Source organism: Streptomyces sp. NPDC033221 (genome assembly GCF_055577005.1).
On sequence record NZ_JBVIQN010000008.1, the window covers coordinates 123,184 to 149,464 of the forward strand.

Here is a 26,281-nt window from a genome sequence, read left to right on the forward strand (position 1 = left end):
ACCCGGTGCAATTCCGGGACGCCACAAGCTAGCTCACCTAGTCCAACGGTAGAGACACACGGCTTAGGCCCGTGGTGATCCCGGTTCGAATCCGGGGGTGAGTACACAGAGCACTACCTCACATGAGGTAGTGGGGCGTTCAGGGGTAGGGGGTCTCCCCGAAAGGGGGGGCCATGCGTACCCGGTGCCTTGACTGCCGAGACTGGGCTACCCACAAGGGGCGCTGCCTGTCGCACCACAAGGCATACGAAGCGGGGCGGTCGTACCAGTCCCACCGTAAGCGACGTGAGGCGATAGCCCGTGGGCATAACGCGGCAGCGCTGCTGCGCAAGGCCGTGCGCAAGGCCATGGCTGGGACGTGCGCCATGTGCGGCGTGACCTACCTGCCGAGTCAGGTAGACATCGACCACGTCAAGCCGCTGGCTCTCGGCGGTGAGGACGTGGCGAGCAACGTTCAGGTGCTGTGCAAGCGTTGCCACGCAGCGAAGACGGCAATGGACTTCGGCAAGCGCCCGTTCTGACCCACGGGAGGGGCGGAGCGGTCCGGAAGTTCAGCCGGATGGCCCGCTGGCGATCCCGGCCCAAGCTCGAAACACGCGCGCTAGGTGTGACGCCGTTTTTGGGCCCCCGGCCCGTGCGGCTACTGGGCAAGCCCGTGTTCGGACCCGCGAGAAAGGCACCCGCTAAGGGGTCGATAAGGCTCCGGAAGGTGGTGTCAACGTGTCCCGAAGCAAGGGCCCCGACGTGCGTAACGGGCACGCCAACGGAGCCGCTGAGCCTGCCGCCCCTGTCGTGTACGAGGGTCGGGCCCCGCGTGTGCCCGCTGGCCTCAAGCGCGTCGGCCGCGAAGTGTGGCGCAACGTCTGGACGGCAGGCAACGGCGCCTACTCGCCGGACACCGACCGGAACGTCATCTTGCGGTACTGCGAACTCCATGACCGGCGCGCCGAACTACTGGCAGCCGTGTCCAACGATGGACTCATGACCGTGGGTTCTACCGGTCAACCCGCCGTGCATCCGGCCATGCGCTATGTCGAGTCCACCGAGAAGGAGCTACGCGCCATCGAAACCGTCATTGGCTTCACGCCGGAAGCGCGTATGAGGCTGGGGATCGTGGCTGCTGAGGCGCGCCGCGTGGCCGCTGGGCCGGAGGACTTCTAGACCACCGACTCACGTGAGTCGGTGTCCATAGGGAGGGGGGCGTGACCGACATTGATTCTGTCATCGCTCGCCACATACCCGCCGACGCGCCGTTCCCCAGTGAGGGGTACCGGGTCGCGAACTGGATTGAGGCGTTCTGTTTCCTCACGGGCTCGTTCGCGGGTCAGCCGTTCCGGCTCTTGCCATGGCAGCGTGACCTACTCGTTGACGCCTACCGCCTTGAGCGGGACGCGTTCGGCCGGTGGCGCCGCAAGCACCGCATGGCCGTTGTGTGCATCGCACGCAAGAACGGCAAGAGCACGCTTGCCGCCGCCATCATGCTGTACCACTTGATTGCCGACCGGGCGGACGCTCAGCGACAGGTGATCGCTGCCGCCAATGACCGCAACCAGGCACGCATGGTGTTCGACGCCGCCAAGCAGATGGTGAACGCTTCGCCGAAGCTGTCCGCCGTCTGCGACGTACAGCGCGACATCATCCGGTACAAGGACAACACGTATCGCGTGGTGTCGGCGGACGCCGGGCGGCAACAGGGGCTAAACCCTGCCGCCGTGTCGCTGGATGAGTACGCGTTCAGCAAGTCGGCGGACCTGTTCGACGCGCTGACGCTGGGCAGTGCGGCCCGCAATCAGCCCATGACGTGGGTGGTTTCGACGGCCGGGCCGGACCCGGACGGGCCCTTTGCCAAGCTGTGTGAGCAAGGGGAGCGGGTCAACTCCGGTGAGGCGACGGACCCGACGCTGTTCTATCGGTCGTGGGGGCCGCGTATCGGGGAACAGGTTGACCACCTTGACCCGGCCGTGTGGAAGGCGTGTAACCCCTCGTTCGAGATTCTGAACGAGGAGGATTTCCGCGCTGCCGCTCAGCGGAGCACGGAAGCTAGCTTCCGCATCTACCGTCTGTCTCAGTTCGTCCGTGGCGCCTCTACGTGGCTGCCTCATGGCCTGTGGGACTCCCTTGCGGTAGACGACACCCTCAAGCCCGGTGACGCCGTTGTGTGCGGCTTTGATGGCTCGTGGAAGGGTGACAGTACGGCGCTCGTTGCCTGCCGCGTGTCGGACCTTCGTGTGTTCGTGCTGGGGCACTGGGAGGCACCGCCGGAGGATGCGCATTGGCGCGTCCCTATGGCTGACGTGCGGGACGCTTTGCGCTCTGCGCTGGAGACGTACAGCGTGCGGAACTTGGTCGCCGATCCGTACCGGTGGGAAGAGACGCTAGACAACCTTGAGGCGGACGGGTGGCCGGTGGAGGCGTTCCCGACCAACTCACTCAAGCGCATGGTCCCGGCGACTCAGATCGTCTACGACGCGTGCCGGGACGGGCGCTTGTCGCACGACGGGAACCCGGCCCTTGCCCGGCACATCGGCAATGCGGTGCTGCGGGAGGACAAGCACGGGGCGCGCGTGACCAAGGAACACGCGTCATCGCGCCGGAAGATCGACCTTGCCGTTGCCATGATCCTCGCGGTGCACGGGGCGGTGATGTGGCGCGAGGAGAATCCGGGCTTGATCGATGCCCCGATCCTCGCGACGTGGGAGCAAGACGGCCAGGTTTTCACCTTCGGCGGTAGCGCCGAGTTCTTTGACGATCTATAGCACTGGCTCAACAGGCCACCGACTCACGTGAGTCGGTGGCCTGGATTGCGAGTCACGAGGGGTGGCTCGCATGGGCTTTTGGCGTGCGCTCTTCCGGGGCCCGTCTCGGGAAGTTGAGAAGCGGGCTCAGTGGGACTCGGCGACGGACCTTTTCCCGCTGCCCGGCGTGGTGTCGGCGGCTGGTACGAAGGTAAACGCGAACAGTGCCATGACGGTCTCTGCCGTCTTCGCGTGCGTGCGCCTGCTGAGCGAGACGATTTGCACGCTGCCGGTGGCGACCTATTCGCGGCGCGGGGGTGTCCGCAAGGGGGTCAAGTCGCCGACGTGGCTTGACTATCCGAACGCCGAACCCGGTGGTCTGGGCCGTATCGACTTGCTGTCTCAGGTGGTGCTGTCCCTGCTACTGGACGGCAATGCCTACCTGGCCGTTGTGTGGGACGGCCCGCACATCGTGGGGCTTGAGGTTCTGGACCCGAACCGCATCGACACGCATACGGTCGTGGTGGACGGCAAGCGCCGCAAGTGCTTCTACGTGGCCGACTACGACGACGACGGCAACGAAGTCGCGTTGGGCTGGTACACGACCCGCGAGATTCTGCATATCCCCGGCATGATGCTGCCGGGCGAGTTCACCGGGGTGTCGCCGATCGCGTTTGCGCGGGAGTCCATTGGGCTCGCCATGGCGGCGCAGACGTACGGCGCTAAGTTCTTCGCCAACGGCGCCATGCCGGGTGCGCTCATTGAGGTGCCGGGTGCGATGTCCGAAGAGGGGCTAGCCCGTGCGCGTGAGGCGTGGCGGCTGGCCAACTCCGGTGCGGAGAACGCGCATAGGGTCGCCCTGCTGACCGAAGGTGCGAAGTTCTCCAAGGTGGCGCTGTCGCCGGATGAAGCGCAGTTTCTCCAGACCCGACAGTTTCAGGTCCCGGAGATTGCGCGCATCTTCGGCGTACCGCCCCACCTCATCGCCGACGCGACCAACTCGACTTCTTGGGGCTCCGGGCTCGCTGAGCAGAATCAGGCGTTCGCAATGTTCTCGCTGCGTCCGTGGCTGGAGCGGATCGAAGCGGGCTTTACCCGGCTGCTGTTCGCCGAGACGGCTAACCGTCAGCTCTTCGTCAAGTTCTCGCTTGACGGCATTCAGCGCGGGGCACCGAGCGAGCGCATGAACATGTACTCCATCGGTCTTCAGCAAGGCATCTACAGCATTGACGAAGTGCGCGCGTGGGAAGACCTGGAGCCCCTGCCGGACGGCATGGGAGAGGCGCACCGCGTACCCCTGAACCTCTCGGACGTGAGCGCCGAGAAGGAGCCGGAAGAGCCTGCCGCTATCGAGCCCCCGCCCGCAGATGAACCCCCGGACGACGGGGACGACGAAGAGGGGGACAAGCCCGATGACGACGGAGACACGGAGCCTGAGCCGACCGGCTGAGTTCCGCGCCGAGGGAGACGCGGTAGTTGCGCGCGGGTACGCGTACCGCTTCAACGAGCTGAGCCACGACCTAGGCGGATTCCGGGAACGGATCATGCCCGGCGCCGGAGCTGACGCGCTCCGGGGCAATGACGTGCTGGCGACGTTCAACCACGACATGAACCAGGTTCTAGGTCGCGCGTCGGCTGGCACGCTCCGTACGGGCGAGGACGGCGAAGGCGGCTGGTACGAGATCGACCTGCCGAACACTACGACCGGCCGTGACCTTGCCGAACTTCTCAAGCGTGGTGACGTGCGCGGAAGTTCGTTCACGTTCAGCGTGAACGACGGGGGGCAGCGCGTACACGACGAACTAGACGAAGAGACCGGCCTGCCCATTCGGGAGATCACCAGCATGAACGTGGTGGAACTGGGCCCGGTCCTCAATCCTGCGTACCCGACCACGGACGCGGGGCTCATGCGCTCCATAGCGCGAACGCTCGGCCTTGCCGACGACACCACCGACTCACGTGAGTCGGTGCCATTCCATCCGGCGCGTGATCTGGTCCGCGCACTGCTACACAAGGGGGAGTCCAGCAATGGACGCACAGACTCTTAGCGCGAACTTTGAGGCGCGCGAGAAGGCTCACGGCGAACTCCGGGCGCTGACCGAAGAGTTCGCGGGCAAGGAGATGGACGCCGACGCACGCGGCAAGGAAGCCAAGCTACTTGACGCGATTGCCGACTATGACGGCCGCGTGAAGCGAGGTGTGGAGGCCATCAAGGCAAGCGAGTCCGTGAGCGCGCTCATGGCCGGACTCGCGGGCACCGGCAGCAAGCGCGAAACTCAGGACAAGCTGACTGAGGCGGCAACTCAGCTCCGCTCGCTGGGGCTTCACCAGTCGCTCACCTTCGCGCCGGAGAAGCGTGCAGTTGTTGACACCAAGTCCGGCCGCGACGTTATCCCGCGAACCCTGTTCGGTCAGCTTCTCGCTGAGGCCGTGGAGCGCTCCACCGTGATGCGTAACGGCGCGTCGATCCTCACCACGTCCGGCGGCGAGTCCATTGACTTCACTGTTGTGACCGGTCGCGCGTCGGCTGGCATCGTGGCGGAGAACGCGAACATTCCTGAGTCCACCCCGAACACGGTTCAGCGCTCGGTCGGCGCGTACAAGTACGCCTACGCGTCGGTTGTCAGCACAGAGTTCGTGCAGGATCAGGCGCTAGACCTGGTGGGCTTCCTGGTGGGCGACGCCGGTCCGGCGCTGGGGCACGGCATGGGTGAGCACTTCCTCACCGGCACGGGCATCGATCAGCCGAAGGGCATTCTTAACGCCGCTCCGGCTGCCGCTTCCACCTGGGCGTCTGGGGCTAAGGACACGGCCGTTTCCGACGCACTCATTGATCTCTTCTATGAGCTTCCTTCGTCTTACCGGGCCAACGCCGTCTACGTCGTGTCGGACAGGACCGCCGCGCTCATGCGCAAGCTGAAGGATTCCAACGGTCAGTACCTGTGGCAGAGCGCGCTAACGGCTGGCGCTCCGGACACCTTCAACGGCAAGGCGGTCGCTACCGATGTCTCAGTGCCGGATAGCAAGGTTCTGTTCGGTGACCTGAGCAAGTACCGGGTCCGGCTGGCCGGACCGCTCCGGGTTGAGCGTTCGGTAGATGCGCGGTTCACCACTGACCAGATTGTGTACCGCTTCATTCAGCGCGCTGACGGCCTTCTTGTGGATGAGCGTTCGGCGAAGGTGCTGACGGTCACGCCGAAGGCATAACGGCCAGCACGGAAAGGGCAGTGAGTCACGTGACTCACTGCCCTCTTGCGGGGGAGGGGGAGCGTGTCTTACGCGACTGTCGAAGACGTGCGCGGACTGGACGGCATGGAAGATGTCTCGCTCTTCCCGAACGAGACCATCACCGACGCAATTGCCTACGCAGTAGAGACGGTTGAGAACTACTGCGGCCGCAAGTGGCAGGGGACGGACGCGCCGCCGGAGACGATCCGTTGGTGTGTGCGCACGCTGGCTCGCCAGTACTGCCTAGACCTTGTGTCGCGCGTGCCGGACCGGGCGCTACAGCTTCAATCCGAATTCGGCTCCATTCAGCTTGCGCAAGCGGGCGGGACATGGCGGCCAACCAGCCTGCCGGAAGTCAACGCCCAACTGAACCGGTACCGCGTGCGGCTGCCGTTCATCTTCATTTAGGGGGCAGCCGTGGCGCTGGTGTTTGAAGCGAAGGTTGCCCTGTTCGAAGCGCTCAAGAGGGCCGCTCCGCCGCATGTGCAATGCACGTTCGCTGAGACAGGGAAGAGCGACCGGCGACAGCAAGTGTGGCTGGGCGCCACCGGCGACGAAGAGCTGTCCGCGTCGGCCATGCGGCAGGGGCCGCGCAAGCCCACGGCCGTCACAAGCTACGTGGACGTTCACGGGCTGGTCATCACGCCGGGCGACCCGATAGGCGCTGAGCGGGCCGTGTACGCCCTCCGTGACGCCATTGCGGACGCCTGCCGCTCCGTCGCTCCGGCCAGCGTGCCGGGGCTCCTTGACGTACGGCCGGAGTCCTCAGAGACGGAGACGGCCGAATCGACCGATGGCGCGTACGCCGCGCTCACTGTCCGCGTGAGGATTCGCGGACGGATCACTTAGGGGGAACGCATGGCGCTAGACGCTGCCATTGGCATTGGCAAGGAGACGGCCTACGGCGCCGCAGCAACGACCTTGCTGGGCTACGAGGGCAAGTCGGATTCCTGGAAGACGACGAGGGAGTTTATCGAGTCCGTCGGCTTCCGGGCGGGGATGCAGACGGCTCGGGCCGACCGCCGCAACGTGATCAACATGGGCGGCGAAGGCGAACTAGAAGTTGACGTTCTCGACGCTGGCGCCGCCGCTCTCTGGTCGGCGTGCTTCGACACGTACGACGGCGGAACTCCCAGCACCAGCAACGGGCTTACCACCCACGTGTTTGAGAGTGGGGCGGACAGCTCCGCCCCCTCGTTCACGGCGCAGATGATCCGGCCGACCACGGACGGCAAGGCGATTGCCTACCGGCACGTGGGATGCATGGTCACTGAGTGGGAGATGACCGCCGAGGTTGAGAACGCGGTCACAGTCACGGCCACGTTCGATTTCCAGGATGTGAGCCATTCGGCCAAGCCCGCTGACGCGCTGCCCATTGCGTACCCCAAAGAGGCGTACGTCTATGACTGGACGCGTACGGCTATCTCTCTGACCATCGACGGCAAGCCGGTCACGGTGGACGCGAACAAGTTGGAGCTAACCGCAGACCGGGGCATGAAGGTTGACCGCCGCTTCCTGCGCGGCAATGCCCTCAAGGCTCAGCCCGTGCGCTCCGCCATGCCGACGTACGAGGGGACGCTAGAAGGCGAGTTCACCAGTGACGCACTCAAGCTGTATGAGGCGTTCATTGCGGGCAAGGTGGCGTCTCTCGTCATCGACTTCGCGGGCATCCTGCCGGGCGCGTCCATGCGTATCGAGTGCCCGGCCATCCAGTTCACCGGGGACAGCCCGGAAGCGTCCGTTGACGACGTGACGGCTTCCGAGCTTCCGTTCCGCGTGCTGGACCCCGGTGACGGACGGGCGGCCATGCGGCTGATCTACACAGAGCCCACGCCGGGCTTCGTCCCGCCTAAGCCGTAACGGGGGCGGGTGTGGCCGGTTCGCGGTTCTCGGTTCAGGTCGAAGGGCTGAACCAGCTAAAGAAAACCCTTCGTCAGCTCAAGGACAAAGACCTTTCCAAGGCTGTCCGCGAGGTGAACAAGCAGGCGGCGGAACTGGTCAAGCCGGAAGCTGCGCGCGGCGTGCCGCAGCATACGCGTACGCCGAAGGACCGCAAGAACTACCGGCCTGGCAAACTCGCCAAGTCGGTAAAGGTCGTGGCGTCGGCCAACTCCGCAAGCATCAAAGCGGGCACCGCTGCCCGCACTCCCTACGCGGGTGCGATCCACTTCGGGTATCCGAAGCGGCATATCCGCCCCAATCGATTCCTGTACCAGGCCATGGCGCGCAATAGCGGCCGGGTCTCCGAGACGTACGAGCGTGAAATCTCCGCCGTCATCCGAGCCAAATTGGAGAGCTGATTATGGGCGCCAAGAAGAACACCGACTCTCACGACCTGGGCGACGTGCTGTCGCTGGATCTCGACAGCCTGACCATTGATGAGATCGACCTCATTGAAGAGATCGTTGACGGCCCTCTCGACATGCTCGCCAAGCCTGGCGCTCGAAAGGGTCCGATGATCCGGGCTATGGCCGTGGTCATCAAGCGCCGGGACGACCCGGCCTTTACCGCTGAGGACGCGGGCCGTCTGAAGATTGAGTTCAAGCAGAAGGCGACGGCGGGCCCTACCGCGCTCAGCGAGTAATCATCTGCGCGCGACTGGTCGGCCATTTCCGGGGCCTTACGTGGTCGGACGTGCGCGCTCTCTCGCTGAGGGATTTCAACACGCTGGCCGACCAGATGGCAGCTGATATCGAGGCGCAGAAGAAGGCGGAGCGCCGCCTATCGCGCGGGGGTTCAGGGGGGTCGGCGCCGGGGGAGCGCCGTACGCCCGTCATGACGTAATTCTCACTCTGCGTATATCAAACCCCCAGCCGGCATGGCCCGCGGGATATACGCAGAGTCACATTCGGGGGGTTCCATGGCACGGCCCATCACTATCACTCTGCTCGGTGACCTGGACGACCTGAGCCGTTCCCTTTCTCAGGGAACGCAGGAAGTCACGAATTTCGCGCACCGTGTAGAGGGGGCAATGCAGGGGGCTTCCGAGGAAGCCGGGCGTATGGGAGACGAGATTGCCCATAGCGCGGATGAGGCGGGCGAAGGGCTTAAGGGCATTGCCAAGAAGATTGGCGTTGCTGCTCTTGCTGTCGGTGCCGCTGTAGGTGCTGCGCTGGGCGCCGGTATCAAGGAAGCCATGGACCGTGAGAAGTCCAATGACCTTCTCGCGGCTCAGGTGGGCGCCACGCCGTCTCAGGCGAAGACGCTGGGACAGGCGGCCGGAAAGATTTTCTCTTCCGGGCTGGGCGAGTCCATGGAGGAAGTCAACGAGGGGCTGAAGTCCCTTTGGCAACAGGGGCTCATCCCGGCCGGTTCGACGGCTGACGAGATATCCAAGATCGGGTCCAAGCTCATGGACGTGGCCCAGATCATGGGTGAGGACCTGGGCCCGACCGCGAATGCCGCCGGTCAGATGGTCAAAAACGGGCTCGTCAAGAACTACAGCGAAGCCATGGATCTCCTCGTTCGCGGTACTCAGGTGGGTGTCAACAAGTCCGAAGATTTCTTGGACACGATGAATGAGTACAGCACCCAATTCCGCAAGATCGGAATGGACGGGCCGACGGCTATTGGCCTGATGAATCAGGCGCTCAAGGCGGGTGCGCGCGATGCCGACGTTGCCGCAGACGCGGTGAAGGAATTCACGCTCCAGTCTCTAGACCTGACGAAGAGTGGTGATGCGTACAAGGCTCTGGGGCTGAATGGCGAGGCCATGGTGAAGGCTCTCGCCGGGGGCGGGCCGAAGGCCGCTGCGGCGACAGAGAAGATCTTCACCGCAATGCACAAAATCAAAGATCCGGTGAAGCTCAACACCATCGCACTGGGCCTGTTCGGTACGAAGGCTGAGGACCTGGGTGGGGCCTTGAACGCCATGGACCCGAAGACGGCTGCCGCCTCTCTCGGCTCCTTTGCAGGCGCCGCACAGAAGGCGGGGGACACCCTTCACGACAACGCCTCTACGCGGCTCACAGCCTTTTGGCGAACCCTTCAGACCGGCGCGGTAGACGTGATCGGCGGCAAGGTGCTGCCACGCCTGGAGGCGCTGGCAACGAGGTTCGCGCCCATCGGGAGCGCCGCCAAGACCGTGTTCGTAGACACGGTGGTTCCGGCCGTCCGGAACTTCGCATCCGCCGTTGGGTCAGCCTTTCAGTTTGTCGGCGAGCACAAGGGAGTATTCCTGGCCATCGCGTCCGTGGTCACGGTCGTACTCTTGCCCGCCTTGATTCAGTGGGGTGTCCAGTCCGCTGTGTCCGGCGCCCGCGCCGTTGCGGCGTGGGTTACGTCTGCGGCATCGTCCACGGGCTCAGCGGCAACGCAGGTGGCCGCATCGTGGGCCGTCGTCGGCGGGTGGCTCAAGGCGGGCGGCCAGGCGGTCATCTCCGGTGCCGTCATCGCGGGCCAGTGGATAGCCGGAGCGGCATCCGCCGTGGTCAACGGCGCGATCATGGTTGGTCAGTGGGTTCTCATGGGGGCTCAGTCCATGATTCAGGCGGCCCGCATGGCTGCCGCGTGGCTGATCGCCATGGGGCCGATACCGCTGATCATCGCGGCCATTGTCGGGCTCGCGGTGCTGATCTGGACCAAATGGGACACCATCAAGCAATGGACGGCTGAGGCTTTTCAATGGGTGTGGGACAAGATCTCCGGTGTCTTTGAGTGGATCAAAAACCTGTTCCTCAATTTCACCGGGCCGGGACTCTTGATCAAGCATTGGGACACCATCAAGCAGAAGACGGCTGAGGCATTCACGTGGGTCAAAGACAAGGCGCGCGAAGGTCTCGATGCGGTGGTCGGGTTCTTCCGGAATCTGCCGGGCGAGATCATGGGGTTCGTCGGCCGGATCGGAGGGGCGGCCCGCGATATCGGCGCAACCCTCATCAGCAAACTCGGTGAGGGCCTGTCCCGGCTCTCCTCATTCGGTCAGGACATCGGGCGCGCCGTGGCGCGCGGCATCAAATCGGCAATCAACTCCTTGATCGACCTTCTCAACTGGGCGATTCCGGACAGGATCGGCATTGGCCCGATCGGGGTTGATCTGCCCGCCAATCCGATTCCCAAGATTCGAGCCATGGGTGGCCCGGCGTCCGGCCTTACTCGGGTCGGCGAGCGCGGGCCGGAGTGGGTGAACCTGCCGAACGGGTCGCACGTGGTGCCGAACCATGCCGCTCCGGCAAGCGGGGGAGTCACGGTCAACGTGACCAGCGCTGCCGATCCGTTCGCCATCGGGCGCGAGGTTGCTTGGGCTCTTCGGGTGGCGTCCCGATAGGGACCACCGACTCACGTGAGTCGGTGGTCCGAACTCAACAGGGGGCAATTATGGCGGAGTTGGATGACTGGACGTGTGAGTACAACGGACTCTTGATCGGGGCTCCGGGCTCCGCCGTCTCCCTCGTTTCGGTAGACGGCCTACTGTCGCTACCCGACGTGCGGTCGGCGGACCTCACCCTTGTTCAGCGTCATGGGCTCTACCCCGGGGATGACTACATGGGTGGCCGTGCTGTGACGCTGACGCTGGAGGTCTACGGGAGGACGCGGGAAGAGTTCACGACGGCCCTGAACGGCGTGTACGCGGCCTTCGGGGTGACCGACAAGGGAAAGCCCCTACGGTTCCGGTTCCCGGGCGTAGCGGGCGACAGGACGGCCTTCGTCAACTGTCGTCCCCGAAAGCGTACGGCGCCTCTCGACCTCAACTTCGCCTACCGGGTGTGCACGGTCGTGGTGGAGCTGTTCGCCACCGACCCCCACCTGTACGGGGATGCGCTGGAGACTAAGCCGCTATCCAGCCCATGGGAGGGCACGGAACCTCGACTGTGGTTCAAGCAAGTCGGTTCGGTGCCCGCGCTGCCGGTAATTAAGCTGACTGGCGCCAAGGATTGCGTCCTTCGCGATGAGGTGACCGGGCGCTACTTCGGCATGGCTGGGCTCGGTGGAGACCTGACTATCGACGCGGAGCGGCGGACGCTGACGGCGGCGCCGGGTGGGCCGAACCTTAACGACAAGATCACAGCCGGTTCCACGTGGCCCGAATTCGCATTCGGAGACCACCGGCTGACGCTGACCAGCGCGGCAATCGACAAGCCGACTACAGCCACGATCACATGGCGGAACAGGTGGGCTTAGTGGCCAACGCTCAGTACACCGTCGTTCAGACGGACATGAAGACCGGCAACGTCGTAACCACGCTGCCGGTGACCGGTATTCAGTTCACGCATACGCTGAACGCCGCTGGGGCCGCCACGATCGGTATGCCGCTGTTTGCGCCGGAGGCGGACCCCGAATCGCTCGTGCCCGGTATCAGCGGTCTCGCGATCCTGCGGGACGAGGAGCCGGTGTGGGCGGGAATCCTGTGGGCTCTCGCTGCCGACATCGCCGCAGGAACCCTGTCGCTGAGCGCATCGGGCTTTCACTCCCACTATCAGGGGCGGCATTTCGTCAAGGGCTGGACAGTGAGGAGCGCGGAACAGTCCGAGATCATCAAGGCATGGTTCGCCTACTGCAACAGCGCAAACGGCATCGGCACGGATGTGAGCCTCATCAAGCCGACCGGCCACAAGCGAACGGCCGTGTGGACCCGATACGAACTCAAGAACGTCGCCGAAGCGATAGACGAGTTGGCTGACAATATCGGCGGGTTCAACTTTCGGTACGTGCCGTACTGGGTGGACAAAGGCAAGCGGCTGGGGCACCGCTTCGTCATGACCAGCCGAGCCGGGGTCGCGGCCACCCACACGCTGACGCACCGCGTGGACTGCAACGTCACAGGCGTGAGCTACGACAGTACGGCGCTCTGCACGACTGCCTACGCGACCGGCGCAGACAAGGGCAACGGGGAAAAGCTTGTCGGCATTTTCGAGAACCCGTCGTTGGCCGCGCGGATGCCGGAACGGGTGCGCGTCGGCTCGTACACGGACGTGAAGGAAACCCTTACGCTCCGGGACAAGTCACGAGCCATCATCAACGCCGGGGCCGTGCCGGTAGCCATTCCGGAACTGACCCTGTACCCGGGCCAGTTCGGGCCGCTCGATTTCGTGCCGGGCGACGTGACCGCCATCGACGTGGACGCCGGGTACATCGCTCTCTATGACGAATTCGTGGTGACCGAATGCGCCACCACGGTGGACACGACCGGCGGTGAAAGCATCAAACTCGCCCTTGCCAGCAAGGAGTTGTGGTCAAATGCCAACCCAAGCTAACGCCGTTCCGCCGTCCCTCGTAAACGAAATGGCGGAACTCAAACGCCGCATGTCGGCGATTGAGAACGCTCCGACGCCGGTCAACAAGTTCGACCGGTACCCGGCTGTCGAATGGGCGGCTCAGGACCGGGCGATACTCACTGACAATCCGTGGTCGTCAGTGAGTATCGCGAATGTTACAGGTCTTTCGTTCGATCGCGTTGAATGCAGTTTCATCGTGGACAGGATGATTGCCGGTAAGCGGCTGGCGGAGATCCGTCTAGCGGCCTTCCGGCACACCGGAAATGCCGTACGGGAGATCGTGAGCGCGTCGGGTACTACCGCCTTCAACGGCAAGTACGGCACAAGAGGGGTCATCGTGGCCCGCTGGATTCACGGTATCCCTTTCGGCTGGGACTACGCGGACGACACTACCGTCTACACCATCGAACTACAGCACCGGTATCGGAAAGGGCCGGAGTCCATCAAGGGGCAATCCGTGTTCGCCATTGCCGCCCCCGAAGGCACCTCAAATGATGGCGTCCTCTCCTGGGGCTACCAGAAGGATGACGACGGCAAATGGTGGTGGGTTCCCACCTACAAGGAGAAGACCGCATGGGGGCCGAACTTCGTCACGGTGCCCAATCCCGACAGCGGTAACTACGCCATTTCCCCGATGCACTATTGCGTAGGACTGCCTCAGAGTCGCATTCCGGAAGCCTCGGTAAACGCCTGGATGTGGGGCCGTGGGACAGGGATTGAGCTGGTCCGTGGCCCGGACCTCAGTGAACCGTACATAGACATCTAAGGGGGCGCAGTGGTGGATCTGACCCGCCTGTATGCGGCGGCGGAAGTCGCCGTGCCCATACTCGTCTTCCTGGCGGTCACACTACGAAGGCTCCGCACCGGCATGGAAGCGTCCTGGAAAGAGGAAGCGGAAGCCTACCGCAGCAAGGTCGAACGACAGTCGGAGGAACTAGCCGCACTCCACGCGGAGGTGCGCGCTCTCAGGCGCGAGAATGCCGCGCTGCAAGTCCAAATAGCGGAGCTGCTGAGCCGGTAATCTCCGCCCTTGTTCACCTGCCAGACCACCGACTCACGTGAGTCGGTGGCCTATTTCATGCCTAGGGGGTTCGGGTGGCAGCACTACCCGCCAACATTCCTACCGTCACCGTGCACGGCACCTACATGGGGCCGGACGGTCATCCGCTCGCCGGAACCGTTACTTTCTCCGCTCCGAGTCTGTTGACCTTTCCGGACGCCGACCTGTTCGTTGCCGGGCCTGTGGTCGCCATGCTGGACGAGAACGGGCACTTTCAGGTCCGCCTACCGGCCACCGACGCACCGAACATGCAGCCGGACGGCTGGTCCTATGTCGTCAAAGAGAACCTTTCTGGAGTCATCGGGGGGCGCACGTTCAGTGTGCTGCTGCCAAAGGCGACGCCAGACGTTGACCTTGCCGACGTGGCGCCCGCCGATCCGACTACGCCCAACTATGTGCCGGTGGCCGGGTCGCAGATCTTCACCGGTTCGCTAGCGCCCACGTCCGAACTGGGGCGTGACGGTGACTACTTCACGCAGTACGAGACTCGGACACTCCTTGGCGTCACGTCCACCACGGTCACGATGTGGACGCGGGTGGGCGGCAAGTGGGCTCAGCTCGGCGACGGCATTAGGGGTGCCGCATGGTACGTGGACGTGACCACCCCGCCCACCGGCGGCGGCAAGCCCGGAGACATGTACCTGAGAGCGCACACGGGTGATGTGTGGCAGTGCGGTCCGTCCGGCTGGGGGAGTCCGGTGGCCAACCTCACCGGCCCCAAGGGAGAGACCGGCGCGACTGGTGAGACCGGCGCCACCGGCCTACAGGGTCCGAAGGGCGCGGACAGTACCGTTCCCGGACCGACCGGCCCGCAAGGTGAGACCGGCCCCGCCGGACCGACCGGCCCACAAGGGCCGAAGGGCGACAAGGGCGACCCCGGCAACGGCAGCCTGAACAGTGTCAATGGAGACTTTGGGCCCGATGTCGTGCTGAGCGCCGCCAACGTGGGGGCAATCCCGGTGACTGACAAGGGCGTTGCGGGCGGAGTCGCCACGCTGGACATGGCCGGACTCGTACCGGCGTCGCAGCTCTCCATTCCGTCCGGAGTGGTCACGAGCGTCAACGACAAGCCAGGTCCGTCCGTGAGCCTGACGGCTGCCGACGTGTCTGCACTGCCCACGTCGGCGCGGGGCACAGTCAACGGCGTTGCGGCGCTGGACGGCTCCGGCATGGTGCCCAAGTCGCAGCTACCAGCCATGGGGGGCGGGTCGCGCAATACGTGGACCCCTCAGAGCCTGGGCTTTCAGGCATGGAGCACTGATCCCGCCGCGCTGATCGGCTATCACGCATCCGTAACGAAGTACCTCAAGCCCGAGCGGCTGTACTTTGACGGCTTTCTCATCACTGAGCCCACCGATGTCAATGCCGTGGTCATGCTTGCGCGCGGCTACGGCGGTGTTCCCGGCGTTCGGGTGTCGGTCGGCGTCTACAACGAGGGCGGCAAGCTGGTTGCGGCGTCCGGGTCGGTGAACCCCCCGGGGGCCGGGCAGATACCCGGAAGCCCGCCGCAGATGAAAAGCAACCATTTCGGTGCGGTTCCGGTGAAGCTCAATTCCACCGTCACGCTACAGCCGGGCCGGTACTGGGGCGCGTGGGTGATGACCGCAGGGGGAACGGCGGATTTCGCCTACGCCCATATCGCCAACGACGGCTGGGCCATGGCCAATTTCTACCTTGGCAAGCCGTTCGCTAGAGCCTGGTACACCGACTCTCAGGCTTCTTTGCCGAACACGGCCGATCAAGGCGCGGCGACGTCCCTCATTGACCATGACGTTCCAGTCATGGCGCTCGCCGTCGTCTGAGCACCGACTCACGTGAGTCGGTGCTCAGTGCCCCGTCCGGAGATTCCGGGCGGGGCTCTCTCGTGAACAGGAGCACATCAATGGCGCGATTCAATGGCGCTTCATGGCGTCCGATTCCCTGCAACTACACCAGCGGCGGACAGGAATCCGTTCACGGCGTGGTGATCCACATCATGGATGGCAGCCTCTCCGGCACCGATAGTTGGTTCAGGAATGCGAAGGCTCAGGCATCCAGTCACTTCGGCACCGGCCGCGACGGCACGCTGTACCAGTGGGTTGACACCAGTAACCGGGCGTGGGCTCAGGCGGGCGGCAACCGGACGTGGCTGTCTGTCGAGAACGAGGGAAGGGGCGGGGACGCGCTGACCGATGCTCAGATCAGCCGGTGCGCTGAGGTGCTGGCGTGGGCTCACAAGACGTACGGGGTGCCTCTCCAGCTCACTACCAGCACCACGGGCCGGGGGCTGGGCTACCACGGCATGGGAGGTAGCGCGTGGGGCGGCCACACGTCGTGCCCGGGTAGTCGTGTCGTGGCGCAGCTTCCGGAGATCCTGCGACGGGCGAAGGCTATCGTGGGGGGCGGCAGTTCGGGCGGGGGCGCGTCGGGAGCCGTCTACACCGTGCGGGCCGGGGAGACGCTTTCCAGCATCGGAACCAAGCTGGGCGTGGCGTGGAAGACGCTGGCCAGCCTCAACGGCATCTCGGCGCCGTACACCATTTTCCCGGGCCAGAAGCTCAAGACCGGCGAGCCGACGTACGCGCCGTTCCCCGGTGCCGACTGGTTCAAGCGAAACCCCACCAGCCCACTGGTGACGGCCATGGGCAAGCGCCTTGTGGCTGAGGGCTGCTCGGCCTACACGTCCGGTCCGGGCCCTCAGTGGACGGACGCTGACCGCAACAGCTTCCGGAAGTGGCAGCGCAAGCTCGGCGACGCTGCGCAGTACTGCGACGGCTGGCCGGGCCCCCGGCAGTGGGACGCCCTCAAGGTCCCCACGCCGTAACTCTCTGTTGATCCCGCGGCGCCCGGCATGTCCGATTTAACCCTCGGAGTCCGGTGCTTGCAGCTGCTCAATTCTTCACAGTACGTAACCAAGGAGAGGTAAGAATGACCTTCATCAAGGAGCACGCCACCCGCATCTACGCCGTAGCTGTCGCCGTTCTGGCGCTCGTTGCGCACTATGTTCCGTCGCTGCCGTCCGCGCTCATCCTGGGCGTCGCTGCGGCTGTCCTCGGTACCGGTGAGGCCGTACAGCGCGTAGAGAACGGCAAGACCGTCACGGCCCTACAGAACCGCCTGTAAGGAGCCGGGAAACCCTTGCGCTCCCGGAGGTAGGGACAGCCCCTACCTCCGGGAGGTACCCGCATGGGACATCCGCATATCGCGCTCATTGGCCGTGCCCGCTCCGGCAAGGACACCATTGCCGCCCGGCTGGTCAAGGCACACGCCTACACGCGCGTTGCCTTCGCCGACCCGCTCAAAGACATGTGCCTGAGCATTGACCCCATCGTTGCCTACGAACCGTCCGGCTACGGCCCCCTGCCGACCCGGCTGAGCGCCGTGGTGCAGCGCTACGGCTGGGAGCGCGCAAAGGACGCGTTCCCCGAAGTCCGGCGCACCCTCCAGCGCACAGGGCAGGCAGTACGCGACGGAGACGCCGGGCACTGGCTCAGTCTCGCTCTGGACAAGGTGGCCGTGGCCGACACGTGGCGCCTGCCCGTGGTCATCACCGATTGCCGATACCCGAACGAAGCGGAAGCGCTCAAAGCGCGCGGGTTCCGGCTGGCCAGAGTGCTGCGGCCCGACGCTGGCGAAGCGGTACCGGCACACGAGAGCGAGACTGCACTAGACGGCTATCCGGCCGACGTGACCATTGCCAACGTGGGCACGCTCGGCGAACTCAACTGCCTTGCTGACGCGCTGGCCTGACGTGGTGTCACTCGAATTTTTGAGCCCCCTATCTGCAACTGTGCAGGTAGGGGGCTTTTGTGCGTCCGGACCACCGACTCACGTGAGTCGGTGCCTTGCGCACACGCGCGCGCGTGTGCCATTGTTTGTTCCGCAAGGCCCCGCAGGAAGCGGAGCCAAGGGGAGGGGCAGGCAGTGAGCGGCTACACCGTCAAGTACAACCGGACCACGAACCACATCGACGGTGTATGTGTCCGCACGGATGGCGGCGGAGAAGAGCGTGGCGGCGTGGTTGGCTACTACGCGCAGAACGCCTGTGGCTCCATCACGCGGTACCGGCTCGCCGACGGCGCTTCGTTCGACTCCCTCACGGACGCGCTTGCTGCCGCTCGCATAGCCGGGGGCCGGAAGCTCTGCCGCACCTGCGAGAAGGCGGCGGAAGCCCAGATTGCCGCCGAGGCGCAGGTTGCGCAGGAAGAAGCCGAAGAGATGGAAGCGGGCACCGTTGCGGCGCCTGGGCGGACCAGTGAGAAGGAAGAAGGCACGGACATGGCCGAAAGCAAGACCGACGGTGTGCCGCTCAAGCTCAAGGACGTGCGGGGGGATATTCGTGTCGGCAGCGTCACGGGCAGTGGCGGGACCATACACGCCATCAAGGGAATGGGCGAAGACGGCCGGAACGTGGCCTACTGCCCGATGCGATCCAAAAACCCTCTTCGCTCCTGGGGCCCTGCAATCGAGCAGAACGGCGAGCTTGATCTGTGCGCCAAGTGCTCAAAGCTCGTGCCTATCGGCGCCGTGACCATCACTGAGGAAGAAGTAGAGATTCCTGGTCTCGGGCGTACGGCTACGCACTCCGTCTACACCCCCGTTGAAGACGACGAACCGGATGCTTCCGATGCGTCGGCTGTGCGTCGGCTCGCTGAGTCTGCGCAACTCGTTCCCAGCAACACCACCACCGAAGAGAAGGCAGAGAAGCCCATGGCAGCCCCGGCGAAGAAGGCGACCGCGAAGAAGACCGCCGCGAAGAAGACGGCCAGCAGTGACGGTCCGAAGGTGATGACGGAAGACGAGCAGAAGGCGGCTGCCGACGAAATCCGCGCTGACATCGAACGCCTTTCGTCCCTCTTGGCTGAGGGCAAGGACGACGCCGTCAAGGAACTCGCGGACGAGATCAAGGACAAGACCTTGGCCATTACGGGCTCCGGTGCGGCGGCCCTCAAGGCCACCCTTCGCGCTGAGGGGGGAAAGGTCCTCAAGGACGCTCAGGAGGCCAGGAAGAAGGCAGCCAAGAAGCCCAGCAAGGAAGTTGAGATCAAGGGGACTCAGGACTTCATGAAGGCTGAGGGCGTGCCTGATCGCATCAACGCGGCTGCCGAAAAGGTCAAGGAAGTTGCCGCCCAGAAGTTCGCCCGTGGCAAGGAGGTGGCGGAAGCCATCTTCGATATCCGCACGCACATCCTTGACAAAGACGACGACCCCGACCTGACCGCCCGCAGCGATCAGGCCAAGAAGGCGGCCTCCAAGGTTTACGACACGGTGCTTGCCGGTCTGCCGGAAGAGGGTACGGACGAAACGGCCGACATCGTCCGTGAGGCAATCGGGGACATCAAGAAGGATGTTCGCAACGCCATGACTGACGTGGTGGTCAGCTACGTTCGGGCACTCGATCAAGACACCCCCGAAACCCTTCAGGAGCGCAAGCGCTTCGCCAAGGCGCTTGAGGCGCACCCGGACCTCAAGCCGTCCGCAGCAATCTTCAAGCACTACGAGGACGCAGGCAAGGCTCTGCCGACTCAGACCCGCGCCGAAATCGCTAAGGCCAACCGCGAGAAGAAGGCACTTGAGCGCAAGAAGGTTGAAGATGCGGTCAAGGCTGGCGAACTCTCCGAGGAAGAGGCGGCCGAAGCGCTGAGCGAGGAGGGCGAGGAGAAGACCCCGAAGGAACTCCGCGCCGCGTACATCAAGCGCGTGACCAACTCTTGGAAGAAGCAGATCAAGGCGATCAAGGCCATTGAGGACGCCGAAGAGCAGGAAGAGGCATTGGATGAATTGACGGGCCTTATCTCGGATCTGCGTAAGGTGCTCAAGGCGGAGACCAAGAGCTGACGCCGACCGGCGTCACTGGGAAGCCCCCGACTCTCGCAAGAGGGGCCGGGGGTTTTCCGTTCGGACCACCGACTCACGTGAGTCGGTGCCTGAGAGGGGGGACATGGAAGAGCGTGCACGCAACGCCATTCCCGAGGGAATCGACTCGGACGAGTGGCGAAGGTGGCTCAGTGAGCCGTGTATGACGTGCAGTGCGGCACGTCATGCCAATGTGGCTAAGGGGCTACCGCTCCGCAAGGAGTTGCCGCCCGTTCGTTGGCGAGTGAGTACGGAAGTGGTGCGGCGAACCCTCTTCGGACTCAAGGTCGTGCCGGTGCCTGGACGTAAGCGAGAGATCTTCTCGTGTGACCAGCACCTGCCATTCTCGCTGGGTTACCCGACTTCGCGCGGACGGACGGCGAGAGTGAACCAATTGCGCAGCAGGGACGGCAAGCCCTTTGAGCACCCCAGCCCCTGAGTGCCCGCCTAAGCGCCTACTAGCCCCGTCTGACCCCTGTGGTCCGGCGGGGCTCTCTCATGCCCGCAGACGGCCGTACAGAGCCTCACAGGGGCAGGGAAACCGTTGCGCTCCCCCCTAGGTGACAACCCACCTAGACGAAGGGGGTACGCGTGGGACGCGTACGCACCATCCAGCGCGGCGGCAGCCGCTTCTACATCCACCCGGACCGGCCGGAGATCAAGGCGCCCGGCGTTACCTCCATCATCGGCATGGGCCCGAAACCCTTCCTGCCGTTCTGGTACGCCCGCATGACGGCCGAACTCGCCGTTGACTCCCTGCCGTTCGTGGCACAGATGGCGGAGCGGGACCGACAGGGGGCGGTCGATTACCTCAAGGGCGCCGCCCGCCGGTACACAAAGATCCGAGCCGACGTGGGCTCGGACGCGCACGATCTGTTCGAGCGCATGATCCGGGGTGAGCACGTCGGCGCTGTCCACCCCGACCTAGAGCCGTACCGCAGGCACTTCGCTGACTTCCTGGCAGCCGTGAACCCGGAGCTTGTCCGGGCGGAAGATGTGGCGTGGTCGGACGAGTACGAGTACGCCGGATCGTTTGACGCCGTACTGCGCGTGTGGCTGGACGAAGACGGCAAGCCGACCCCGGACCGGTCCGGCGCGCCGCATCTCCTCATCGCCGACTGGAAGACATCAAAAGCCACCTATCCGGATGTGGCTCTACAGATGAGCGCCTACGCCAACGCAGACCGAATCATCTCGCCGGACGGTACGAGCGAGCCCATGCCTGATTTCGACGGCGCGGCGGTGCTGCACATCACCCCTGATCAGTGGGCTTTCAAGCCCGTCGATATCAGCGCATACGTTTTCTCGTTCTTCCTTGCGCTCCGGCGCACTTTCACATGGGACCGCGAGACCTCCAAGACGGTCATTGGCCGCGCCATCGCGAAGAGCGCCACAGAGCTGGAGACCGGCACTCAGCGCCGCGCCAAGTAGCGGGAAACCCTCCCGCTCTAGGCCATTCAGAAGGGGCGGGCCGGAGACGGAAGGCAGTGAGTCACGTGACTCGCTGTCCGTTGACCCCTCCCGCTCGCCCCTCTCCAATACCCTCTACTTTCAGGAGAGTTGCGCGTATGGCGCTGCTGACCATCTTTGACACCGACCCCAACGCGAAGCCGAAGCCGAAGGCGACGTTCGCCGACGACACCGTTGGCCGTTTCCACTCCGGTTGCCAGAAGGACGGCCAGCCCGAAGCGCTGTCGGAGTGGCGCATCTCCACGGGTGACCCGGTGGTTGCGAAGGCGGTTGCCGAACTGTTCGGCGGCACGCCGATTGAGAACGATGAGAGCCCGTCGGAGAACTTCATTGACGTGTTCACTGACCGGGCTTCCGTGCCGGTCGTGCTGGACGGTCCGGAGTCCATCTACGCGGACATGAAGCTCTGGAACCGCAACAAGCTGGTTCACCACTGCGATGGCTCCGTGTTCCTGTCGCCGGATGAGCGCAAGGGCAAGCCGTGCAACTGCCCGGAGCTATTCGCGGAGCGCAAGGCGGCGGCGCGGGACTTCATGGGCCCGTCTCCGTCCATCACGGTCACGTTCCGGCTGGCCGACGACCCGGAGCTTGGGCGGTTCAAGTTCCAGACTTCCAGTTGGGTCATGGCGAGCGTGCTGCATGAGTACGAAAACGCCCTTTCCGCCATCGGCGGCCCGGCGCTCGCCAACTTGGCCCTAGAGCTTGTTGAGTTCACCATCAAGAAGGGCGCCAACAAGGGGCTGAACGTCTCCTACTACAAGCCCGTTGTGAAGGTGCTCAAGGCGTACAGCGACGCCATCGCGGATGAGCGGTAAGGCCCGTGGCAAAGCGCGATCAGAGCGCGCCGTACGACTGGGTGCAGGCACTCAAGGAAGCGGCCGACGACACCGTTGCGGCGCCCCTTTGGGAGTTCCCGCCGGAGGCGCGCAAGGCAGTCATTCACGAGAGACGGCGCCGTTTCGGCGTCGATGATGACGAGGGGTACGAGGTTGTCTAAGAGAGGCGTGGTCACCGACTACGCGGGGGAAGAGCTGTACCCCGGTGACCTGATCAACTACGCGGCCCGGCAGGGAAATCGGGTGCGCGTGTCCGACGCCATCGTGCAGAAGGTCACGGCCGTACTTGAGGGCGGCAGGCTCCGGCCCATGCTCAAGGTGCAGCCGACCGGCACAGAGAGCGGGTTCACCAAGCGCCGCACCATGCGCGCCGAGTGGATCAGCGCAGAACACGCGCGGCTGATCATGGCCGACGCAGCCAACTGCGACTAGCAAGACCAACAGGGCCGGACAGATCCAACACGGACTGTCCGGCCCTTTTGCGTACCGAAAAGGGGAGGCATGGAAAGACGAGTGACAGCCGAACGAGCCCCCGCACTCGGGGACTTGAGGCAGGCAGGGGAGCGGGACACGGTTTGGCTTGAGCCGGGCGTGTGGAACCGGCACGACTGGGGCCGGTACGCATCTGTGATCGCTGACGTGGTGGTGCGCGGGGCTGACGTGAGGTGGTCGCGGTGATGCCAAGCGAGCCGTTCGCGGTCGCGCTGGTGTGCTCGGTGATGGGCTCCGCGCTGGGGGCCGTCGTCTTGCTCCTGGTGCTCGTTGTGTGGTGGTGCCGACGTGGCTAACCCCAATAAAGCCAAAGGCACTCAGTGGGAGTCGGACGTACGCGACTACCTCAACAGGGAGTTGGGACAGGTGGACGAGTACGGCAAGCTACTCGACCCGTTCGACGCGCTCAACGTCCGGCGCCCAGCGCAAGAGGGGGCGGCCGACGTAGGCGACGTGCACGCGGTCCCGTTCGTGCTGGAGTGCAAGAACGTCAAGCGGGCCAGCGTGCCAACGTACCTGCGGCAAGCGGAGGTTGAGGCGCGTCACGCGGGGTTCCCGTACGGCGTTGCCGTAGTCAAGGTGCCACGGGCCAACGTCCGGCGCGGGCGGGTGCATTTCAGCGTCCGTACGTGGACGCGGGTGCGTCTTGCGCTGGGCGTGCCGACGCGAGTGTTTGCGGAACGGTACGGGTTCACGGCCTCACTTCGGGGGCTGAACACCGGCCGCTGGTACGTGAGCACCGACCTTGAGGGGTTCCGGCTGCTGCTGGCCGACGTGCGCGCCCGTCGTCACACACAGTGAATTCCGCGGCCATGCCGGCATGGGGTACCAGGGGTGAAAACGGACATCTAGACCCCCGCGGTTTCTACGCTCCGTAACGGTCGCGGGTGGGGGAAACCCTTGCGCTCCCCGGGTGTGCGACAAGAGGGAGCGCACACATGCAGTTCATTGACGTACTCGCCCGGTTCGCAGACGTGACCGAAGAAGCCGACGGGGGATACCTGGCAGCGTGCCCGGCACACGCGGACTCTCGTCCGTCTCTGCGCGTCTGGCGCGGAGACGACAACAAGGTTCGGCTCACGTGCCGGGCAGGCTGCCCGACTGAGGCCGTGGTCCAGGCGGCGGGGCTCACCTGGGCGGACCTGTTCAACTCCACCGGCCCCGGCGCCACTGTGCCGCGTGAACGCCCGGCGCCGGTAGGAGCTGGGCCGACTGCCGCACTCGCGCGCTACGTTGACGAGACGGCGGCACGGCTCTTCGACTACGAGCGCCTGCACGCGAGTACAGCACGGACGTACCTCTCGGACCGCTTCGGTCTGGACGAAGACGGCGCGGCTGATCTCCGGATCGGCGTGGACGGCGGGGACTACCCGACAGAAGAGTTCCCGTACCGCTCACGGGCGTTCACGCGCTTTCCCCGCGTGACTGTCCCTCTGCTGGGGTTCGACGGCACCCCCCGGGGCTTGCAAGGCCGGGACCTCACCGGCCAGTGCCCGGGACGGTGGGTCTCGCTGCGCAACCCAGAAGGGCAGCGATGGGCCCCGTACGGTGTTCTGAGGGGGCAGGGGGGCTACGGGGTCACCATCGTGTCTGAGGGGCCCGGAGACGGCCTCACAGCCGTTGCCGTGGGCTATGACGCTGTAGTCATCCGGGGGGCGTCCCTTGCCAGTAGCCCGGATCTGCTGGCCGAACTCGCGGCGGGGGTCAAGGGCACTCAGGTGATCGCCGCTGGTGACAACGACCCGGCGGGACAGCGCTTCAACCGTGCGCTTGCCGAAGGGCTCGCCCCGTTCGGTATCGAGGTGTACGCGCTGCCCATCCCCAATGCCGGGGATGACCTCACGGACTGGCGCGGGCGCGACCCGGGCGGGTTCCCCTTTGCGCTGCACCACGCCATCAAGTCGGCGCGGCCGGTGGCCAGTTCGGAAGAGGCTGAAGCGGACGCTGTGTCGGCGGAGCTGACCAACCGGACCGGCTCCGGCGTGGTCACCCGCGACGAAGGCAGCGAAGCGGCCCGCATCCTGGCCGGGTTCATCAACCGCTACGGCGAGTCAGACGCCATGAATGCCCATGCCCTCGTCGCGTGGACGGACGGCAGCATTCGCTACGCCCCCGGGCTGGGCTACTACGTGTGGACCGGCCAGATATGGGAGCGGTCCGAGGTGCGCGTACGGCAGGAGATCCACCGTATGGGCGCCGCCCTGGTGCTCGCCGGGGAGACGCAGAAGGCGCGGGGGTACACGATGACCACGCGCATTGACGCGCTGATGACGGAGCTTCGCAGCGTGCCGACTGTGCACGTGGATGCGGCGGAGTTCGACAACCGGCCGCACTTGCTGAGCTTCAAGAACGGGACCGTGGACCTTCGGTACGGGAAGCTGCGGCCTCACGACAAGCGGGACATGATCACGTATCGGCTGGACGTGAACTACAACCCCCGTGCCGAGTGCGCCCGTTGGACACAGTTCCTTTCGGAGATATTCCCTCACGACCCGGAGTTGCCCGCGTACTTCCAGCGCCTCATTGGCTACGGCATCACCGGCAGCAATGCCGAACAGTGCTTTTGTGTGCTGCACGGCAAGGGGGCCAACGGCAAGTCCGTGGCGACAGACACCCTCACAGCCGTCTTCCGGCCCATCACACGCACCACGCCGTTTGCCACATTCGAAGAGAAGCCGTCCGGCGGAATCCCCAACGACCTTGCAGCGCTGAGGGGTTCGCGTCTGGTCATGGCGTCCGAAGGCGAGTCCGGCAAGCCCATGTCTGAGGGCGTGCTCAAGCGCGTCACGGGCAAGGACGAAGTGGCCGCAAGGTTTTTGAGGCAGGAGTTTTTCACCTTCAAGCCCACGTTTCTCCTGCTGCTGGCGACCAATCACAAGCCGAGGTTCCGTGGCCAGGATGAGGGGCTTTGGCGCCGCGTGAAGATGATCCCGTTCCGGCGCTGGTTCGCCCCTCACGAGCGGGATTACGGGCTGGACAACAAGCTCATGCAGGAAGCCGAAGGCATCGTGGCATGGGCCGTACGGGGGGCTGTCGAGTGGTACCGCGACGGGCTCAAGGACCCGGCATCCATTGTTGCGGCGAGCAAGGACTACCGGGCCACGTCCGATGCGCTGGCCGGGTTCTTCCCCGGCGTTCTTGAGGCGTGCGACGACTCCCAGGAGATGCACGGGACCGACGCGTTCAACGCGTATCTGGACTGGTGCGAGGCGGAAAACCTGCCGCTCAAGGAGCGATGGACCCGACGCGCCTTCTATGACGCGATGGAAGAGCGCGGAGTGACGCGCAGAAAGACCATGAAGGGTATTGCCCTTGTCGGCGTGCGTGAGCCTGTAGCCGGACAGGGTGGCGCGCCGGACATCTTCGCCAAGTAACCGCAACCAAACACCAGTTGACCCCACTGCGTCACGT

27 protein-coding genes and 1 tRNA gene are annotated in these 26,281 nt (G+C 64.8%); all 28 read left to right on the forward strand.

Annotated features, from left to right (window positions below):
• Positions 1–31 precede the first annotated feature (31 nt).
• The 28 genes from ACZ53K_RS12960 to ACZ53K_RS13095 all read left to right on the forward strand — a co-directional run bounded on the left by ACZ53K_RS12960 (position 32) and on the right by ACZ53K_RS13095 (position 26,244).
• Positions 32–104 (forward strand) — tRNA-Leu (locus tag ACZ53K_RS12960).
• 261 nt (positions 105–365) lie between these two features.
• Positions 366–521 (forward strand): HNH endonuclease, encoded by a 156-nt coding sequence (locus tag ACZ53K_RS12965; RefSeq protein WP_468835247.1) that lies wholly within the window; start codon positions 366–368, stop codon positions 519–521.
• Between the two features lie 295 nt (positions 522–816).
• Complete coding sequence (locus tag ACZ53K_RS12970; RefSeq protein ID WP_468834778.1) at positions 817–1,161, forward strand: phage terminase small subunit P27 family; 345 nt, start codon at positions 817–819, stop codon at positions 1,159–1,161.
• Positions 1,162–1,202: 41 nt separating this feature from the next.
• Positions 1,203–2,756, forward strand: a complete 1,554-nt coding sequence (locus tag ACZ53K_RS12975; RefSeq protein WP_468834781.1) for a terminase large subunit domain-containing protein — start codon at positions 1,203–1,205, stop codon at positions 2,754–2,756.
• 70 nt (positions 2,757–2,826) lie between these two features.
• The gene (locus ACZ53K_RS12980; protein ID WP_468834783.1) at positions 2,827–4,185 is read left to right on the forward strand and encodes a phage portal protein; all 1,359 of its coding nucleotides are present in this window, start codon (positions 2,827–2,829) and stop codon (positions 4,183–4,185) included.
• A complete protein-coding gene (locus ACZ53K_RS12985) occupies positions 4,148–4,783 on the forward strand; it encodes an HK97 family phage prohead protease (RefSeq protein WP_468834786.1) in 636 nt (211 codons plus the stop codon). Before ACZ53K_RS12980 ends, ACZ53K_RS12985 begins: the two co-directional genes overlap by 38 nt.
• Positions 4,764–5,942 (forward strand): phage major capsid protein, encoded by a 1,179-nt coding sequence (locus ACZ53K_RS12990; protein ID WP_468834789.1) that lies wholly within the window; start codon positions 4,764–4,766, stop codon positions 5,940–5,942. Before ACZ53K_RS12985 ends, ACZ53K_RS12990 begins: the two co-directional genes overlap by 20 nt.
• Before the next feature lie 63 nt (positions 5,943–6,005).
• Positions 6,006–6,371: a head-tail connector protein gene (locus ACZ53K_RS12995; RefSeq protein WP_468834791.1), complete on the forward strand. Its 366-nt coding sequence runs from the start codon at positions 6,006–6,008 to the stop codon at positions 6,369–6,371.
• Positions 6,372–6,380: 9 nt separating this feature from the next.
• The gene (locus ACZ53K_RS13000) at positions 6,381–6,812 is read left to right on the forward strand and encodes a hypothetical protein (protein WP_468834793.1); all 432 of its coding nucleotides are present in this window, start codon (positions 6,381–6,383) and stop codon (positions 6,810–6,812) included.
• 9 nt (positions 6,813–6,821) lie between these two features.
• The gene (locus tag ACZ53K_RS13005; RefSeq protein ID WP_468834796.1) at positions 6,822–7,823 is read left to right on the forward strand and encodes a phage tail tube protein; all 1,002 of its coding nucleotides are present in this window, start codon (positions 6,822–6,824) and stop codon (positions 7,821–7,823) included.
• A gap of 11 nt (positions 7,824–7,834) precedes the next feature.
• Positions 7,835–8,263, forward strand: coding sequence for an HK97-gp10 family putative phage morphogenesis protein (locus tag ACZ53K_RS13010; protein WP_468834799.1), 429 nt, complete (start codon positions 7,835–7,837; stop codon positions 8,261–8,263).
• 2 nt (positions 8,264–8,265) lie between these two features.
• Positions 8,266–8,547, forward strand: coding sequence for a hypothetical protein (locus ACZ53K_RS13015; protein ID WP_468834802.1), 282 nt, complete (start codon positions 8,266–8,268; stop codon positions 8,545–8,547).
• Between the two features lie 276 nt (positions 8,548–8,823).
• A complete protein-coding gene (locus ACZ53K_RS13020) occupies positions 8,824–11,229 on the forward strand; it encodes a phage tail tape measure protein (RefSeq protein ID WP_468834804.1) in 2,406 nt (801 codons plus the stop codon).
• 50 nt (positions 11,230–11,279) lie between these two features.
• Positions 11,280–12,083 (forward strand): phage tail family protein, encoded by an 804-nt coding sequence (locus ACZ53K_RS13025; RefSeq protein WP_468834807.1) that lies wholly within the window; start codon positions 11,280–11,282, stop codon positions 12,081–12,083.
• Positions 12,062–13,156 carry a hypothetical protein gene (locus tag ACZ53K_RS13030; RefSeq protein WP_468834810.1) on the forward strand — a complete coding sequence of 365 codons (1,095 nt, stop codon included), beginning with the start codon at positions 12,062–12,064 and terminating at the stop codon, positions 13,154–13,156. The genes ACZ53K_RS13025 and ACZ53K_RS13030 overlap by 22 nt, the downstream gene beginning before the upstream one ends.
• Entirely contained in the window at positions 13,140–13,943 is an 804-nt protein-coding gene (locus ACZ53K_RS13035) for a hypothetical protein (protein WP_468834812.1), read from the forward strand. The genes ACZ53K_RS13030 and ACZ53K_RS13035 overlap by 17 nt, the downstream gene beginning before the upstream one ends.
• 9 nt (positions 13,944–13,952) lie before the next feature.
• Complete coding sequence (locus ACZ53K_RS13040; RefSeq protein WP_468834814.1) at positions 13,953–14,198, forward strand: hypothetical protein; 246 nt, start codon at positions 13,953–13,955, stop codon at positions 14,196–14,198.
• 74 nt (positions 14,199–14,272) lie between these two features.
• On the forward strand, positions 14,273–16,039 hold the full coding sequence (locus ACZ53K_RS13045) for a hypothetical protein (RefSeq protein ID WP_468834816.1): 1,767 nt from the start codon (positions 14,273–14,275) through the stop codon (positions 16,037–16,039).
• Between the two features lie 80 nt (positions 16,040–16,119).
• The gene (locus ACZ53K_RS13050) at positions 16,120–17,040 is read left to right on the forward strand and encodes a peptidoglycan-binding protein (RefSeq protein ID WP_468834819.1); all 921 of its coding nucleotides are present in this window, start codon (positions 16,120–16,122) and stop codon (positions 17,038–17,040) included.
• A gap of 104 nt (positions 17,041–17,144) precedes the next feature.
• A complete protein-coding gene (locus tag ACZ53K_RS13055) occupies positions 17,145–17,339 on the forward strand; it encodes a hypothetical protein (protein ID WP_468834822.1) in 195 nt (64 codons plus the stop codon).
• A gap of 63 nt (positions 17,340–17,402) precedes the next feature.
• Positions 17,403–17,966: a nucleoside/nucleotide kinase family protein gene (locus tag ACZ53K_RS13060; RefSeq protein ID WP_468834824.1), complete on the forward strand. Its 564-nt coding sequence runs from the start codon at positions 17,403–17,405 to the stop codon at positions 17,964–17,966.
• A 174-nt stretch (positions 17,967–18,140) separates the two neighbouring features.
• Positions 18,141–20,054: a hypothetical protein gene (locus tag ACZ53K_RS13065; protein ID WP_468834827.1), complete on the forward strand. Its 1,914-nt coding sequence runs from the start codon at positions 18,141–18,143 to the stop codon at positions 20,052–20,054.
• 609 nt (positions 20,055–20,663) lie between these two features.
• Positions 20,664–21,503, forward strand: a complete 840-nt coding sequence (locus ACZ53K_RS13070; RefSeq protein WP_468834830.1) for a hypothetical protein — start codon at positions 20,664–20,666, stop codon at positions 21,501–21,503.
• Between the two features lie 137 nt (positions 21,504–21,640).
• Positions 21,641–22,357, forward strand: a complete 717-nt coding sequence (locus tag ACZ53K_RS13075) for a recombination directionality factor (RefSeq protein ID WP_468834832.1) — start codon at positions 21,641–21,643, stop codon at positions 22,355–22,357.
• A 5-nt stretch (positions 22,358–22,362) separates the two neighbouring features.
• The gene (locus ACZ53K_RS13080) at positions 22,363–22,539 is read left to right on the forward strand and encodes a hypothetical protein (protein ID WP_468834835.1); all 177 of its coding nucleotides are present in this window, start codon (positions 22,363–22,365) and stop codon (positions 22,537–22,539) included.
• Complete coding sequence (locus tag ACZ53K_RS13085; RefSeq protein WP_468834837.1) at positions 22,532–22,810, forward strand: hypothetical protein; 279 nt, start codon at positions 22,532–22,534, stop codon at positions 22,808–22,810. The genes ACZ53K_RS13080 and ACZ53K_RS13085 overlap by 8 nt, the downstream gene beginning before the upstream one ends.
• 426 nt (positions 22,811–23,236) lie before the next feature.
• Positions 23,237–23,671, forward strand: a complete 435-nt coding sequence (locus ACZ53K_RS13090; RefSeq protein WP_468834840.1) for a hypothetical protein — start codon at positions 23,237–23,239, stop codon at positions 23,669–23,671.
• A 137-nt stretch (positions 23,672–23,808) separates the two neighbouring features.
• Positions 23,809–26,244 carry a phage/plasmid primase, P4 family gene (locus tag ACZ53K_RS13095; RefSeq protein WP_468834842.1) on the forward strand — a complete coding sequence of 812 codons (2,436 nt, stop codon included), beginning with the start codon at positions 23,809–23,811 and terminating at the stop codon, positions 26,242–26,244.
• Positions 26,245–26,281 lie beyond the last annotated feature (37 nt).

What these genes read in the sequence shown, in the direction of transcription:
- ACZ53K_RS12965 (WP_468835247.1), top strand. Translation starts at nt 366, where the DNA reads ATGTGCGGCGTGACCTACCTGCCGAGTCAGGTAGACATCGACCACGTC.
- ACZ53K_RS12980 (WP_468834783.1), top strand. Translation starts at nt 2,827, where the DNA reads ATGGGCTTTTGGCGTGCGCTCTTCCGGGGCCCGTCTCGGGAAGTTGAG.
- ACZ53K_RS12985 (WP_468834786.1), top strand. Translation starts at nt 4,148, where the DNA reads ATGACGACGGAGACACGGAGCCTGAGCCGACCGGCTGAGTTCCGCGCC.
- ACZ53K_RS12990 (WP_468834789.1), top strand. Translation starts at nt 4,764, where the DNA reads ATGGACGCACAGACTCTTAGCGCGAACTTTGAGGCGCGCGAGAAGGCT.
- ACZ53K_RS13005 (WP_468834796.1), top strand. Translation starts at nt 6,822, where the DNA reads ATGGCGCTAGACGCTGCCATTGGCATTGGCAAGGAGACGGCCTACGGC.
- ACZ53K_RS13015 (WP_468834802.1), top strand. Translation starts at nt 8,266, where the DNA reads ATGGGCGCCAAGAAGAACACCGACTCTCACGACCTGGGCGACGTGCTG.
- ACZ53K_RS13020 (WP_468834804.1), top strand. Translation starts at nt 8,824, where the DNA reads ATGGCACGGCCCATCACTATCACTCTGCTCGGTGACCTGGACGACCTG.
- ACZ53K_RS13025 (WP_468834807.1), top strand. Translation starts at nt 11,280, where the DNA reads ATGGCGGAGTTGGATGACTGGACGTGTGAGTACAACGGACTCTTGATC.
- ACZ53K_RS13030 (WP_468834810.1), top strand. Translation starts at nt 12,062, where the DNA reads ATGGCGGAACAGGTGGGCTTAGTGGCCAACGCTCAGTACACCGTCGTT.
- ACZ53K_RS13035 (WP_468834812.1), top strand. Translation starts at nt 13,140, where the DNA reads ATGCCAACCCAAGCTAACGCCGTTCCGCCGTCCCTCGTAAACGAAATG.
- ACZ53K_RS13050 (WP_468834819.1), top strand. Translation starts at nt 16,120, where the DNA reads ATGGCGCGATTCAATGGCGCTTCATGGCGTCCGATTCCCTGCAACTAC.
- ACZ53K_RS13055 (WP_468834822.1), top strand. Translation starts at nt 17,145, where the DNA reads ATGACCTTCATCAAGGAGCACGCCACCCGCATCTACGCCGTAGCTGTC.
- ACZ53K_RS13060 (WP_468834824.1), top strand. Translation starts at nt 17,403, where the DNA reads ATGGGACATCCGCATATCGCGCTCATTGGCCGTGCCCGCTCCGGCAAG.
- ACZ53K_RS13075 (WP_468834832.1), top strand. Translation starts at nt 21,641, where the DNA reads ATGGCGCTGCTGACCATCTTTGACACCGACCCCAACGCGAAGCCGAAG.
- ACZ53K_RS13095 (WP_468834842.1), top strand. Translation starts at nt 23,809, where the DNA reads ATGCAGTTCATTGACGTACTCGCCCGGTTCGCAGACGTGACCGAAGAA.